General features: G+C 51.3%; 12 protein-coding genes. 3 read left to right on the top strand and 9 right to left on the bottom strand.

Features of this window, described 5'->3' with window-relative positions; all coding sequences use genetic code 11:
- Positions 1-40: 40 nt before the first annotated feature.
- From MHN33_RS01310 to MHN33_RS01270, 9 genes are all read right to left on the bottom strand, one after another.
- Positions 41-940: a TIM44-like domain-containing protein gene (locus MHN33_RS01310; RefSeq protein WP_239393419.1), complete on the bottom strand. Its 900-nt coding sequence runs from the start codon at positions 938-940 to the stop codon at positions 41-43.
- Between the two features lie 289 nt (positions 941-1229).
- Entirely contained in the window at positions 1230-1961 is a 732-nt protein-coding gene (locus MHN33_RS01305) for a DUF3379 family protein (protein WP_239393416.1), read from the bottom strand.
- Positions 1961-2476 carry a sigma-70 family RNA polymerase sigma factor gene (locus MHN33_RS01300; RefSeq protein ID WP_239393413.1) on the bottom strand — a complete coding sequence of 172 codons (516 nt, stop codon included), beginning with the start codon at positions 2474-2476 and terminating at the stop codon, positions 1961-1963. The genes MHN33_RS01305 and MHN33_RS01300 overlap by 1 nt, the downstream gene beginning before the upstream one ends.
- A 51-nt stretch (positions 2477-2527) precedes the next feature.
- A complete protein-coding gene (locus MHN33_RS01295; RefSeq protein WP_239393410.1) occupies positions 2528-4159 on the bottom strand; it encodes a BatD family protein in 1632 nt (543 codons plus the stop codon).
- Entirely contained in the window at positions 4153-6054 is a 1902-nt protein-coding gene (locus MHN33_RS01290; RefSeq protein ID WP_239393400.1) for a VWA domain-containing protein, read from the bottom strand. The genes MHN33_RS01295 and MHN33_RS01290 overlap by 7 nt, the downstream gene beginning before the upstream one ends.
- On the bottom strand, positions 6051-7040 hold the full coding sequence (locus MHN33_RS01285; protein WP_239393397.1) for a VWA domain-containing protein: 990 nt from the start codon (positions 7038-7040) through the stop codon (positions 6051-6053). Before MHN33_RS01285 ends, MHN33_RS01290 begins: the two co-directional genes overlap by 4 nt.
- Positions 7033-7464 carry a DUF4381 domain-containing protein gene (locus MHN33_RS01280; RefSeq protein WP_239393395.1) on the bottom strand — a complete coding sequence of 144 codons (432 nt, stop codon included), beginning with the start codon at positions 7462-7464 and terminating at the stop codon, positions 7033-7035. Before MHN33_RS01280 ends, MHN33_RS01285 begins: the two co-directional genes overlap by 8 nt.
- A gap of 3 nt (positions 7465-7467) precedes the next feature.
- Positions 7468-8406 (bottom strand): DUF58 domain-containing protein, encoded by a 939-nt coding sequence (locus MHN33_RS01275; protein ID WP_239394983.1) that lies wholly within the window; start codon positions 8404-8406, stop codon positions 7468-7470.
- 24 nt (positions 8407-8430) lie between these two features.
- On the bottom strand, positions 8431-9387 hold the full coding sequence (locus tag MHN33_RS01270) for a MoxR family ATPase (protein WP_239393392.1): 957 nt from the start codon (positions 9385-9387) through the stop codon (positions 8431-8433).
- Positions 9388-9703: 316 nt separating this feature from the next.
- Between MHN33_RS01270 and fadI the strand changes: the two genes are divergently transcribed.
- The 3 genes from fadI to MHN33_RS01255 all read left to right on the top strand — a co-directional run bounded on the left by fadI (position 9704) and on the right by MHN33_RS01255 (position 14745).
- A complete protein-coding gene (fadI, locus tag MHN33_RS01265; protein ID WP_239393390.1) occupies positions 9704-11014 on the top strand; it encodes an acetyl-CoA C-acyltransferase FadI in 1311 nt (436 codons plus the stop codon).
- Positions 11014-13113, top strand: coding sequence for a fatty acid oxidation complex subunit alpha FadJ (fadJ, locus tag MHN33_RS01260; RefSeq protein ID WP_239393378.1), 2100 nt, complete (start codon positions 11014-11016; stop codon positions 13111-13113). Before fadI ends, fadJ begins: the two co-directional genes overlap by 1 nt.
- A gap of 138 nt (positions 13114-13251) precedes the next feature.
- Complete coding sequence (locus tag MHN33_RS01255; protein WP_239393369.1) at positions 13252-14745, top strand: sensor domain-containing diguanylate cyclase; 1494 nt, start codon at positions 13252-13254, stop codon at positions 14743-14745.
- The last annotated feature ends 22 nt before the right edge of the window (positions 14746-14767 follow it).

Below are 14767 nucleotides of genomic sequence, written 5' to 3'. Positions count from 1 at the left end.
GGTGCTACCAGCGTGTCACTCTGGTAGCACACTTGCCGAACTAGTCGATTAAGTCTTCTACGCCGACGATAACCCAAGGTGCGTCGCCCTGTGTTTTTCTTTCCAGGTGCCAGATCTCGTGGATTGGTTCTTCCTGTTTGTCACCAAGATCACGGTATTTACCTTTAAACATCACGCTTACTTCCCAGGCTACAGGGGACGTTTCTGCACGTACCAGTTGCGCATCAACAAACATGACTTCTGTTGCAACGTCACCTTGTTGTGCACGGTCTTGCTTGAACTCTTCAACCAGTTCAGGGCTCAGGTATTCTGCCAGGGTGGCGAAATCACTCTGGTTCCAGGCATTCTGAACGGTATGATAGTGATCGCGTGCGCCTTGCAGGAAGCCATTTACATCAAAGTCCACAGGCAGGTTGAAAGGAACCTGCTCCTGCTGCTGGCCAAATCCACCATTTACCGGAGCCGACTGTGGTTGCTGACGGAACTGAGCAGGTTGATTTTGACCCTGACCAGCATTATTTTGGCCAAAGTTACCGCCGCCAAAGTTGCCACTCTGTGGCATACCGGCCATATGCGGTTGCTGGCGCCTGGTCATAAAGGACTTAATGACCTTGAATAATACGAATGCCAGAATCGCAAACAGGATCATTTCCATAAACTGGAATCCTTCAAAGTCATCGCCCATCATGGCTGCGATAAGACCACCTGCCAGTAAACCGCCCAATACGCCAGCCATAATGCCTTTTTTGCTGGACTTAGGCTTTGCAGCGGTATTCGGCGCCAGTGTTTTGGTATCGACTTGTTTTTTCTGTGCTGTAGTACTGGTTGCGTGGGTTTTACCCGCACTTTTTTTGCTGCCGAATTTTTTACGTGCTTCTGCACTGAAACTGGTAGATACCAGAACGGCAATTAATGTCATTAAAACAACAAATTGTTTCATGGTGTTCCTCTGGGTTTTTGATCTGAATGCATTGTAGTGAATCAAGGAGGTGAAGCGAAGCTATTTCAATAGCACACCTGAGCGACATGTTACCAAGTTAAGTATAACTTGTTGAAATATAGCTCTTTTAAAGATTTTTTGAATAGCGTCGAAATTATCTTGCTAATTGCTCGAAAATACCTGTCTTTCTCGTATCTACTATCAACTATTTGTGTTTGATAAACCAATGATAAAAAACCTCAGCACCCACACAGGGCAGGAGACTGAGGTTTTTGGTATTGTGTGAAACTTACAACCAGCGTAGTGAATCATTCACTGCTGTCTGATATTGCTCAAGTGGAGTATCCAGATTGGCTACTAAAATCGTATCTGCCCGTTCACCGGGTTTGATACTGCCGCCGAAACGTTCGTCGGCAAAGCGTTCATTCGCGCCCGCAGCGTCATTGCTGTCTGTTGGTACAATAAAGACAGTTACCGGGCCATGTTCCGACTGAAAGATCAGATGCAGACTGCGTTGCCCTTTGAAATTACAGAACGTTGCATAGGTAACCTTGCCGGGCATTGATTCAAGTTTGCCCCCAAACATGGCCAGTTTCTCATTGACCACCTGAAGCTGTACTTCATTTGTCAGGGCTAATGCCTCTGCCTCATAATACACATGTTGCAAGGCGTGCTCTGAGGCTTTCAAAGGCGCATGCACCGACGTGGCAAAGTACAGAGATACTGCCAGCAGGGCTGATGCTGCGGTGGCTAGCGGGGCTTTGAAACGCCGGTACCAGGCAAGCTGCTTTACCTCAGCGCTTTGTTTGCTGGAGGTGTCAGTATCTGCCTGCTGCTTTGCCAGGATCTTCTGCACCAGATCATCGGGCACGGAAATATCCAGCGCGCTGTGCAATGTCGCATCAAAATCTTGCATCTCTTTGACGAGACGTTGTTTGGCCGAGTCTGTGTCTGCCTGCGCAATTACATCCTTATCATTGGGGTCGGCAAACAAGCGGCGACGAAATTCGAGTTCATCCATCAGTTTGATGCCCCTTTTGCTGTTTCGGTCACTTGTGTTAAAGCCTCTTTCAATTGGTTTCTGGCACGGTAGAGCCTGGTCATCACGGTATTCTTGTTGAGTTCCAGGATCTGTGCAATTTCTTCGCCGGAGCAGCCCATCACGACCTGTAATAACAGTGGCTCTCGATATTCCGGCGACAATAAATTGATCTGTCTTTGGACCATCATTTGCTCTGTCTGTGAGTCGGGTGAAGCAGAAGTTGCATCCACCAGGGTGTCTTGCTCAACATCGGCATAATCAAATTGTTTGCGTTCAAAGCGGCGGGCATTTTCACGCCGCAAAATGGTTAATAACCAGGATTTGGCTGCGCTGTCATCCTGCAAGGCGTCCAGTGATCGCCAGGCGCGTAAAAAGGTTTCCTGTACCAAATCTTCAGCAATGGTCGGGTCCTGGCACAACCAGTAAGCAAAGCGATAAAGCTCCTTGTTGTAGACCTGGACCAGACTTTCGTAACGTTTTTGTTTTGTGGTCATGCTAATAAGACCTTGTCTTTAGCAAAGTTATTTCATTAAACCGAAGAAAAATTAATATAACGGTTCAAGGTTTTGTTTTTTCGCGCTTTTAACCTGTTTATGCTGCGTTGCCAGAAGGCGGTACAGTAAGCTCAGATCGACGCTCTCCTGGTTGGCACTATAGAGTGCGCCTTGCAACTTTGCAATTTCGTTTTGCAGCTCCTGACTCAGCTGATGACGCCAGGCAGCGAGTTGCGCATAGCCTTGTGCCCGAGCCAGGGCTTTAAGTGCCTGATAACAGGCCGCCGTATCTGAGGCGTTTGCTGCTCGCTTGAGCTGCTTGAGTGCCTGTTCTTCATCTGGCGTTGTGCTTGTCTGCTCAGGCGCTGCCGGTTTGGCTTGCGATGATTGTCGTGTTACGAACCAGATAGCCAGAGTGATTAGCCACAGTACATAGCCGGATGCAATCAGTGCCCAGTTCAGCCAGGTTTTATCTTCCGCCCGGATCACAATTTGTGGTTCAGCTTGAGGACCTGTTTGTTGCGGCGCGGTGATAACTGGAGCGGGCGCGACCGAAACCTGATTGGGATCGGCTTTTACCTCAATGGTTTTTGATGGCAAGGTGGCATACTGCACTTTGTTGATCACGGTATTAAACCAGGGCACCTTGATCTCAGGCAGGGTATAAGTGCCGGGTGTCTGTGGTAGCAGGGCATAGGAGGCAATAAGCTGAGAAATCACCCGGCCATCGCGGGTCATTTGTTTGCGATCGGTCTCATCCGGGTAAGTTCTGAAACCATTGACGTCAGGCACCTGAATGTCTGGCAACTGCTCTTTGGTGACGCCCAGTGCGGTGAGTGTCAGGGTACGGGTAATGGGTGTGCCAACCATCACGGTTTGGTCACTCGGCTGCCATTCTTCGCTGAGGTTAACCAGTTCGCTGGGTAACCAGGTGCCGGAGTAGTCACTCGGGATGGGCTGTACCTCCACCTCAATGCCGTCACCCATTGCTGATACGGCCATACGGCGATAGCCTTCGCGGATCTGGCCGTTAAAAATAGGCGGCTCCAGCGTAAAGGTGCCGCTTTTTTGTGGCTGTACCAGATATTCCCGCGTTACCACCATGTAGCGACGACCATTGACGATTTCATAGTCTTCACTTTGCTTACCCAGTTGGGCGATTTGTGCATCCTGCATCTGTGGGGCACTGAGCTGGCCATCAAGCAGATCCTGACCGACATATAATTTCACCGTGTATAAGGCCGCTTGCTGGACATGCAGGGTATCCGGTTTTAGCTCAGTCTTAATAAAGATATTTTGCTGCGCCTCGCCATCTTGCTCGCGGGCAAGTACCTTGAGTTCGATAGGACGAGACTGATGACCTGCAACCTCAAAACTGGGGATGGTAAATTCCCCGGCTTTGCGAGACAGCAGCTGCATTTGCCAGCTGGTGGTACTGCTCATACTGCCATTGATAATACTGGTACGTGAGCTGGTACTGATTGGGCTGGTGACAAACTGAGCGCTCAGGGCACTGGTATCCGGCATTTGACCGGACACTTTACCGTTGGCCTCTATGGTCAGGGTAAAATACTCCCCAACCAGCACCGGGTTTTTATCGACACTGGCGCTGAGTTGGTCCACAGCCCAGACAGGCATCATTGTAATAAGTAAGATCACGGATCCCAGTAATCGCGTTACCATGATTTTTCTACTCCTCGCGGGCGGCGCTGACGCACCCGTTGTTGTGATTCCAATAACATTTTGTTGCGCAGCAAGATAGCTGGATCGTCTGGTACTTTACGCAGTAACTGATCGAGTTGCTGTGCTTTTTCTTTTTCTTCTGGTGTCAGTGGGCGACTTTGCATCATTTGCTGTGTCCCCTGAGGCTGACTTCCATCTTCAGTAGCTTGTTGCTGTGCTTGCTGCATCTGCTGAGCTGTCTGTTCAGCTTGTTGTTCCTGCTCGTTTTGTTGTTCCGATTGTGCAAGCTCAGGTGCGTTATCATTGTCTGATTCAGGCGTCTCCTGAGACTCAGCGTTTTGCTGGCTTTGTGTGTCACTTTGTGACGCGTCTGATTGTTGCTCAGAGTCAGACTGTGAAGACGATTGCTCGTCCTGTTGTTCGCCTGATTGTTGCCCGCTTTGCTGTTTACCGTCTTGCTGCTGGTCATTTTGCTGTTGATCTTGCGGATCGCCGGACTGCTCCTGATCATCAGACTGGTCGCCATTTTGTTGCTGAGATTGCTGTTGCTGCTCTCTTAGGCTCTCGACCAGCTGCTTATTGTCCTGCGCCTGCTTAAAGTCGGGGTCCAGCTTCAGGGCCTGCTCATAGGCTGCAATGGCTTGGTCGAGTTGCCCCGACTTGGCCAGTGCATTGCCATAGTTATACTGCCCGGTGGCAGATGTGGTGTGCTTAAGCTGCTCGGCAGCGCGTTCATAATCACCGGCTTTGTATAGCGCAGTGCCTTTCAACAGCGGATCGTCAGCGGCCTGGGCTTGCTCAAAGTCGCCTTGCTGATACGATTCCAGTGCCTGCTGATCCTGATTTTTAAACCAGCTGGTCCAGTCTGCGCTGTATCCGACTTGTGGCTGCAACAACGCAATCACGAGTAATCCCAGCGTGAGCGGCTGAGAGCGCATCAGCCAAAGCGCCAGCGGCACAATGATAAACAGCAGATATTTACCTGCATCCAGGTGCCACAGCGTTTCGCCTGGCTGTTCATTACTGTCCAGATCGGTCACTTTGGACGGGGCAAAGGTTTTGATGTCATTGTCACTGGGGGTATAAGCCGCATAGCGGCCACCGAGTCTCGAGGCAAGCGCAGACAGACGTTCAGGGTACAGTTTCGGTACCACAATCTGCCCATAGCGGTCTTTCAAAAAACCGCCTTCAGGCAGGCCAATTGGCGCACCGTCTACTGTGCCAATACCATAAACATGTAGTCGGAAACCTGTACCATTTAACAAGTCTGCGATATCCGCCAGCTCGTCCTGTTCGACCTCGTCGCTGATCAGGATAATCTCACCCTCAATGTAACCGGCCTGTTCCAGCAAAGTCTTAGCCTGATCCAGCCCCGCCAGCACATTAGCGCCTTTGCTGGGCATGATGTCTGGGCTCAGGCTGGGTACCAGGTTGGCCAGGGTTTTGACATCATCAGTCAGGGGAGATACCACAAAGGCGTCTCCAGCGTAAGCAACCAAAGCGGTGTCGCCTTCGGTAAACTGCTCAATCATATCGAGAGTTTTAAAGCGGGCCTGAGTGAGCCGATTGGGCTGAATGTCGGTGGCAAACATGGAGTAAGACATATCCATGACCAGCACCCGGGCCTGTTTGCTTTTGAACACAGGGACTGTGTGCTTCTCAAAGCTAGGCCCGGCTGCGGCTAAAATACTCAGCAGCAATAACAGGCTCACCAGCCAGGGGGTACTTTTACTTTGCTTGCGCGGACCCTCTTCCAGCACGACTTGTGCAAGGTGTGGGGCGATTAATTGCTCATCGTTACTGCGATGACGCTTTAGCCATTGCACTCCCGTTAATAGTAGCCAGGGCAGCAGTAACCATAATAGCGTTGGACGGATAAAAATAAACTCGGTCATAGTGGCTTAGCTCGCAATTGTCTGATGGCGTGACTCAGTAAAGTCAGGCTCCACAGCGCCAGTGCAATCAGCAAAGGCAAGTAAAACAGTGACTGCCTGGGCCTGAAGGTCTGGTTTTCATCGGCAACAGGTTCAAGCTTGTCCAGCTCGGCATAGATCTGTTGCAGTCCTTTTACATCCTTAGCGCGGAAATAGGCGCCGCCGGTCTCTGAGGCAATGTGTTTCAGGGTGTTTTCATCTATGCTGCTGCCTGTCATTCCGCCCATGCCAAACAGGCTGAAACCGCCACGGCCATCCGAGCCGACGCCGACGGTGTAAATTTTAATGCCTTCTTCACGGGCCAGGATCAGGGCTTCTTCCGGACTCAGGTTGCCCGCGGTATTCTGACCGTCGGTAAGGAGGATCAGAATGCGGCTGCTTTGCTCTTTTTGGTTGAAGCGTTTTACCGACAAGCCTATGGCATCGCCAATGGCGGTTGCCCGGCCAACCAGGCCGATTTGTGCTTCGAGTAGCATCTGGCTCACGGTTTGTAAGTCGCGGGTCAGCGGGGTCTGCAAAAATGCGGTGTCACCGAACAAAATCAGACCCAGGCGATCCCCTTGTCGCTCGACAATGAAGTCAGACAGCACGGCTTTGACCACCGACAGGCGATCAACATATTTGCCTTGGTAGGCCATGTCCTGCTCGGTCATTGAGCCCGATAAATCCACGGCCAGCATGATATCGCGTCCTTCATTGGGCAAGGTGATTGGATCATCGAGCCAGCTGGGGCCACTGAGCGCCACAACCAGGCACAGCCAGATCAAGGCTTCGATCAGGTTTACACTGCGCTGTGGACGTTCAAGGTTTTGCCTGTTAGCACTTTGCTGTTGGTAGCCTGGCATCCGCAGGCGTACCTGAGTTTGTGCCGGGGTTGGTTTAAAACGGGTAATCAGCCAGGGCAGGGGTAACAGCAGTAAGGCCAGTGGCCAGTCAAGTTCAAACATGCACGGCCTCTTTGGTTTTAAAGGCTTTGATCGCCGCCATCAGTTTGCTGCAATCCACCGTGGGATGACTGCTGTAGAGCGAACTGAGGTCCTGCTGGCTAAACTGCTGACGAGTGAGCTTGTTCAGCAACCGCTGCCACTGTGCTGTCGGTTGAGCGGCCTGTTCAGTGCCGTAGTAATGTCGGGTCAGGCGTTTGAGTATGCCATGCAGCGCCAGGGCATCTTGAGTATGCTGCTGGCTCAGTTTAATGGCTTCTCGTTTCGCCGCATTATGCTGCCAGTGCCTGACTGCCAGCCAGATACCGGCACTCACGATGAGCAGCGCGACAAGGATCACAGCCCAGCTGGCCGGGGGCAGCGGCCACCAGCTCACCTGCTCGGGCGGGATCACATCATGGAGTGCATCTAATGGGTTTTGCATCATCAATTACCTGCAGATCTGTGTTTCTATTGGCGCTGAGGCACAAAACGTTTGCATACTCATGCCGGCGCGTTGTAAACGCGCAAGCCGGGTCTGGAAAGCCTGCTCGGCCTGCTCGGCAAATCGGGTCCTGAATTGTTTATCCGCCAGCGGCAGCGTCCAGCTACCTGAAGCTGAACTGACTTCAATCGCATCTTTATAAGCAGGCAGGGTATGCTCAAACGGATCGCTGATCTGGCAGCCAATCAGTTCGCAGTGCCGGCTGAGGTGCTCAAGCTGTTTAAAGCTGGCCTCGTTAAGCTGACTGAAGTCGGAGATCAGGTAGATCAGGCTGCCGGGTTTGGCCAGATGCGATAAACGCTTGAGATTATTATCAAACGTCGAGGCCAGATTTTCGCCACGGTGCGCCAGGCTCTGCGTGTGGATATCACACAGCTGGTGGCAAAATGCCAGCACGCCTTTGTCGCGCGCCGTAGGTTTAAGCTCATGGTGGCCTTGCTCACTGAACACCACACCACCGAGCCGATCACCGCGCGCGCATGCGGACCAGGCAACCAGGGCACTCAGATGCGCAGCCTGAACAGATTTGAGCAACAGGCGGCTGCCGAACAGCAAAGAGCTGGACAGATCGCAAAAGATAAACACCGGGCGTTCTTTCTCTTCCTGATACAGCTTGGTATGGGCCTCTCCGGTACGCGCCGTTACACGCCAGTCAATGGCACGAATGTCATCGCCATACTGGTACTGACGTACCTCGGCAAATTCCATCCCCCGGCCTTTGTGCGGTGCCAGGTATTGCCCGGCCTGATCACTGCGGATGGCACGCTTGGGCTTAAGATCCAGCAAGCGCGCTTTACTCTTATAGAAAAGTAGCTCTTTGAGTGTCAGTTCAACGCCATTGCTGTGGCTTTGTGCCAGCCAGTTAGTATGATCGGCATGTTGCATGGAATGCTTCATCATCGCGACCACTTATGGCACAGGGACCAGTTCCAGAATACGGCTGATCACCTGATCTTTGCTGATCCCGTCCGCCTGGGCTTCATAACTCAGAATAATACGATGACGCAGCACATTGTGCAGCACCGCCTGAATATCATCCGGTGTCACAAAATCCTGACCCTGCAACCAGGCATGCGCGCGTGCGCATTTGTCCAGTGCGATGGTAGCCCGTGGGCTGGCGCCGTATTCAATCCAGGCACCCAGTTGCTGATCCAGCGTGGCGGCTTCACGGGTGGCAATGATCAACTGCACCAGATAGTGCTCAAGTGGCTCAGCCAGATGCAGCGATAACACTTTTTTGCGTGCTTCAAATAAGGTCTGCTGTGAAATAGGCGTAAACTGCACGGTTTGTTCTGACAGCGCTTCGCCACGCGTTAAGCGCAAGATCTCCAGCTCAGTGTCCGCTTGCGGGTAATCAATGTTTAGGTGTAACAGGAAACGGTCTAATTGCGCTTCCGGTAGCGGATAGGTTCCCTCTTGCTCAAGCGGGTTTTGCGTCGCCATTACCATAAACAGCTCGGGCAGTGGGTAAGTTGTTTTGCCTACCGTGATCTGCCGCTCTGCCATGGCTTCGAGCAAGGCAGACTGAACCTTAGCCGGCGCGCGGTTAATTTCGTCCGCCAGAATCAAATGATGGAACAAAGGACCTTTTTCAAATACAAACTCACTGGTTTGTTGGCGATATATATCGGTGCCGGTGATATCGGCGGGCAACAAGTCCGGGGTAAACTGAACACGTTGGAAGCTGCCTTCAATGCCCTTGGCCAGCGCATTCACAGCACGGGTTTTAGCCAGTCCGGGTGGGCCTTCTACCAGCAGGTGGCCATCCGCCAGCAAGGCGATGAGCAGCGCTTCAGTCAGTGCGCTTTGACCTAAAATTTGAGAGTCGAGGTAGTTTTTCAGTTCACTAAATGCGTTTACTGCCATGGTGCTTTGTCCTTGTTGTGACAAATTTTTTGCTTATTTATAAGGATTGAGGCGCAAAACTCAAGGTTTTGCGGGCGATTTTTTGTAACTTGATTAGACACTGAAGCAGACGAAAGTTCCCAAAACTTCATTTATTTTTCAGTGACTTTTTGAATTGAGCAAAAATCAGGCTAGATTTAATAGCGGCGTTTAGAAGGACCTTCTCAATCTTACTCGAATGATAAGATTTTCCAATTTGCTATTGGCATTAAGGATTCGGTTGTTTAGAATCAAACGACAATAACAGGTCAGACCTGTCAGCGGGAGAGCAAAATTCATGTCTGAACAACACATTCTAAAAACAACAAAAGGGGACCGCATTGCCATTGTTTCTGGCCTGCGTACACCCTTTGCGAAACAGGCTACGGCCTATCACCACGTACCGGCACTGGACCTGGGTAAGGTCGTTGTCAATGAAATGCTGGAACGCCTGAATATAGATAAAAACGAAATCGACCAGCTGGTTTTCGGCCAGGTCGTGCAAATGCCGGAAGCGCCAAACATTGCGCGTGAAATCGTACTGGGCACCGGCATGCCGGTATCCGTCGATGCTTATTCTGTATCTCGTGCCTGTGCCACCAGTTTTCAGGCGGTCGCCAACGTTGCCGAATCTATTATTGCAGGTCATACGGCGGTGGGTATCGCCGGTGGTGCAGACTCATCGTCTGTACTCCCCATTGGTGTGAGCAAAAAGCTGGCTGGCAGCCTGGTTGATTTAAACAAAGCACGTACTTTGTCACAGCGTCTGAAGATTTTCTCAAAGCTCAGACTGAAAGATTTGATGCCAGTGCCACCGGCTGTTGCTGAATACTCAACAGGCTTGTCTATGGGTCAGACGGCAGAGCAAATGGCCAAAACCCATGCTATCAGCCGTGCCGATCAAGATGCGCTGGCACATCGCTCGCACACCCTGGCCGCCAAAGCCTGGGATGATGGTCTGCTAAAAGACGAAGTCATGACGGCACACGTGGAGCCGTACAAAGGTTTTATCGACAAAGATAATAACATCCGTGCGAACTCGTCGTTGGAAGGCTACGCGAAATTGCGTCCGGTTTTTGATCGCAAGCATGGCTCGGTCACTGCGGCAAACGCCACGCCACTCACTGATGGTGCCGCTGCGGTACTGATGATGAGCGAAAGCAAAGCCAAAGCACTGGGGTACGAGATCCTGGGCTATGTGCGCAACTACGCGTTTACTGCCATTGGCGTGCACGAAGACATGCTGATGGGTCCGGCTCACTCCACACCACTGGCACTGGAGCGTGCGGGTCTGACTCTGCAAGACTTAGATTTAATTGAAATGCACGAAGCGTTTGCGGCGCAAACTCTGGCCAACATGAAGATGTTCGCCTCTGATAAGTTTGCTCAGGAAAAGCTGGGTCGCAGCAAAGCGCTGGGTGAAATCGATATGGATAAATTCAACGTAAACGGTGGCTCTTTGGCCTATGGACACCCGTTTGCGGCAACAGGCGCGCGTTTGATCACGCAAACCCTGAATGAACTGAAACGTCGCGGCGGTGGACTTGCGCTGACTACAGCTTGTGCGGCTGGTGGTCTGGGTGCAGCCTTTGTATTGGAGAGTGCATAATGTCAGTATTTAGTTATGAATTAAACAGTCACCGCGTGGCCATCGTCACCATCGATGTGCCGGGTGAGAAGATGAATACGCTGCGCGACAGTTTTGCCGATGAACTGATGACTATCCTGGAGCAGGGTCGCAGTGATGATGTAACTGGCATGGTGTTTGTCAGCGGCAAAGACGATAACTTTATTGCCGGTGCCGACATCAAAATGCTGGATCAGGCAAAAACCCGCGAAGATGCGCTGCGCTTATCTGAAATGTGCCAGCAGGCATTTTTCAAAATGCAGAAGCTGCCATTCCCAACGGTTGCGGCCATTCACGGTGCGGCACTGGGTGGCGGTCTTGAATTCGCGTTGGCGTGTGATTATCGCGTATGTAGTGATGACGATAAAACCAAGCTGGGCTTGCCAGAAGTGCAATTAGGCCTGTTACCAGGCGGTGGCGGTACACAACGTCTGCCAAAACTGGTGGGTATTCAAAAAGCATTAGAATGGATGCTGACGGGCAAGCAAGTGCGTGCCAAGCAAGCTAAAAAAGCCGGTCTGGTTGACGACAGCGTGCCGCACAGTATTTTACTGGATGTGGCCATCAAACTGGCTCGTGGCAGCAAGCCTAAAGCACGTAAACCTAAGCTGGATAAGCTTAGCCAGCTGCTAGAATCAAATCCGTTTGGCCGCAACATCATCTTCAAAAAAGCGCAGGAAAACGTTGAGAAGAAAACCGGTGGTCACTATCCGGCGCCACTGGCTATTATCAAGGCAGTGCGTGCTTCAGTTGAATTAGGTGAACTGAAAGCCTACAAAACAGAAGCCGAAGGGTTTGCTGACTTGGTCATGACCGAAGTGTCACAGTCACTGCGTGGCATTTTCTTCGCGACCACAGAGATGAAAAAAGAGTGGCAAAGCGACGACGCGCCTAAGATTAACCGCGCGGCGGTACTGGGTGGCGGCCTGATGGGCGGCGGTATTGCCCACGTGAGTGCGGTAAAAGCTGGTGTACCTGTGCGCATTAAAGATGTGGCACATCAGGGGATCAGCAATGCACTAAGCTACAGCTACAAGATCCTGTCTAAAAAACAGAAAAAACGTATTCTGTCTAAAGCCGATCTGCAACTGGCAATGAACCGCATCACAGGTACCACTGACTACACCGGCATGCGTCATACTGATATCGTGATTGAAGCGGTATTTGAAGATCTGGCACTGAAGCAAAGCATGGTGGCAGACATCGAGCGCGAATGCACAGAGCAAACTATTTTTGCCAGTAACACCTCGTCGTTACCGATTGCGCAGATCGCTGAAAAAGCAGCACGCCCCGAGAACGTGATTGGTCTGCATTACTTCTCGCCGGTCGAGAAAATGCCACTGGTTGAGATCATCCCGCACGAGGGCACATCACAAGAAACCATTGCGCGTACCGTTAATTTTGCGCGCAAACAGGGCAAGACGCCTATCGTGGTAAAAGACAAAGCGGGCTTCTATGTCAACCGTATTCTAGCGCCTTACGTTAACGAAGCAGCCAATCTGCTGCTAGCGGGCGAGCCAATCGAAAAGATTGACCAGGCCCTGGTTGAGTTTGGCTTCCCGGTTGGTCCTTTGGCACTGCTGGACGAAGTGGGTGTGGACATCGGCTCTAAGATTGCGCCTATTCTTGAAAAAGAACTGGGTGAGCGTTTTAAAGCACCAGATGCCTTTGCTCGCATGATCGACAGCAAGCGTCTGGGTCGTAAGACCGGCAAGGGCTTCTACAAATATGAAGCCAAAGGCAAGAAGGTGGACGAGTCTGTTTATGACTTGCTGGGAATTACACCGGCACCACGTCTGAACAAGCAAGAAATTGCCAGCCGCTGTGTGGCGCAAATGCTCAATGAAGCTGCGCGCTGTCTGGATGAAGGTATCATCGACAGTGCCCGCGATGGTGACATTGGTGCCATCTTTGGTATTGGCTTCCCGCCATTCTTAGGTGGGCCGTTCAGCTATATGGACAAACGTGGTCTGAACAAAGTGTGTTCAGAGTTGTCTACCTATGCTACCGACAACGCGGTGTTTACACCGGCGGAGCCGCTGCTGGCTAAGGCCGAAGCTGGGGAAGCTTACTACAGCTAAGCACTTGTCTGAGCATTAAAAAAAGCCGCATTGATGCGGCTTTTTTATTTTCGGCTAGAATAAAGAGATAATTGTCGGCACATTGCTTGCACTTGGTAACTTAGGTGATAGCGTTCGTCACTTGCCCGGGGATATGGCATGCACAACAGGTACTTTTTTACTTTTATAGCCACACTTGCTGGTGCGACTGTGTTGGCCAACGTTGTGATGTTTTATATCAGTGATGATGCAAATGAAGTAATCGCAAAGTTTGAGCAGCACTGGCAACAGCAGGCGGATATAATTCTTCGTGAGGCCGAGTTGCTTGACGAGCTGGAACGCCAACTTAGTCACTCAGACACAGCACATCGGGTTAAAGACTACAGGCCCGCTCAATTAACACTTGAAGCCGATGCCCAAACGACAGTCGCTATGCAGATAGTTGCGATGATCGCGTCGCTTGACTTGAGTGAGACAGAGCGACAAGCGCTTGAGCAAATTAAACGTTACCTTGAACAAATCTCTACAAACCGCACTGACCCGACAGTAGACGCACCTTTATCGCATGAGTATTCTGAGCAGCTTCAGTTGCAGCAACATCAGCAGCTGGACAGCGCTTTGCAATCATTACGTTCTGGCATGGAGGCCCGAATTCAAATTACCAGACACCAGCATCAAGCGGCGCTGGAAAGCGTGATCAACAAAGGTTCCATCGAAGCCTGGCTACTGTTGTCATTGGTTGTGATCCTGGCATGTGCCGGTGCAGTGGTGTTACGCGCGCAGCTCAGGACCATAGAAGAGCGTGCCTGCTTGTTCGATGCTATCCCGGATGCGTTACTTTACTGTGAATATAGCGGCAGGATCACCCGGGTTAATCAGTCGTGCACTGAGTTGTTTGGATATGCTGATCAGGAGCTGTTGCAAATGACAGTAGAAGATCTCATTCCGGTACGCTTTCGTGAACTACACAGTAAAGAGCGGCGCAGTTTTACTGGGCGCGCGCAGATGCGTCGTAAAGGTCAAAATGGCTTGAATATTGTGGGACTACACAAATCCGGCGAAGAAATACCACTGGATATTGCCATTGCCAGAACCGTACTCGGGCAGGAACCATACTTTGTTGCTGTGATCCGTGATATCCGTCCGGAACTGCAGTTGCAACAAAAAGCTGAGCTGGACTTTTTAACCCAGGTCTACAACCGCGGGCAGATAGAACAGATCCTCAAAGACGAGTTAAGTCGGGCGCATCGATATCAGCGGCCTTTGTCAGTGATGATGGTTGACATAGATAAGTTTAAAACCCTGAACGACACTTTAGGGCATCAGGTTGGGGATGCAGCACTGGCTGAACTCAGCGCATTTCTGACCGGTTCCATTCGCCCCAGTGACAGCCTTGGACGCTGGGGAGGCGACGAATTTGTACTGATTTGCCCCGAAATCGATGCAGAAAAAGCGTTGCAAATGGCTCAGCGTCTGGTAGTTACCTATCGCGAGCAGAATCATTATGACCTGAGTCTGAGTATTGGTGTTGCCAGTCGGCCACAGGTTGGCGCACAGACAGATGTAGAGCATCTGATTGGTGAGGCTGATGACGCCTTATATCAGGCCAAAGCGGCGGGCCGGAGCAGGGCCGTACAGTTCAGTGGCGACTAGCACGGGTTTTTACTTTCCCCCT

Origin of the sequence: Pseudoalteromonas sp. OOF1S-7 (genome assembly GCF_022347765.1) — a bacterium.
In the GTDB taxonomy this organism is placed as follows: Bacteria; Pseudomonadota; Gammaproteobacteria; order Enterobacterales; family Alteromonadaceae; genus Pseudoalteromonas.
Note: the sequence above shows the minus strand (reverse complement) of the source record. Positions and strands in the feature narration are given on the sequence as shown.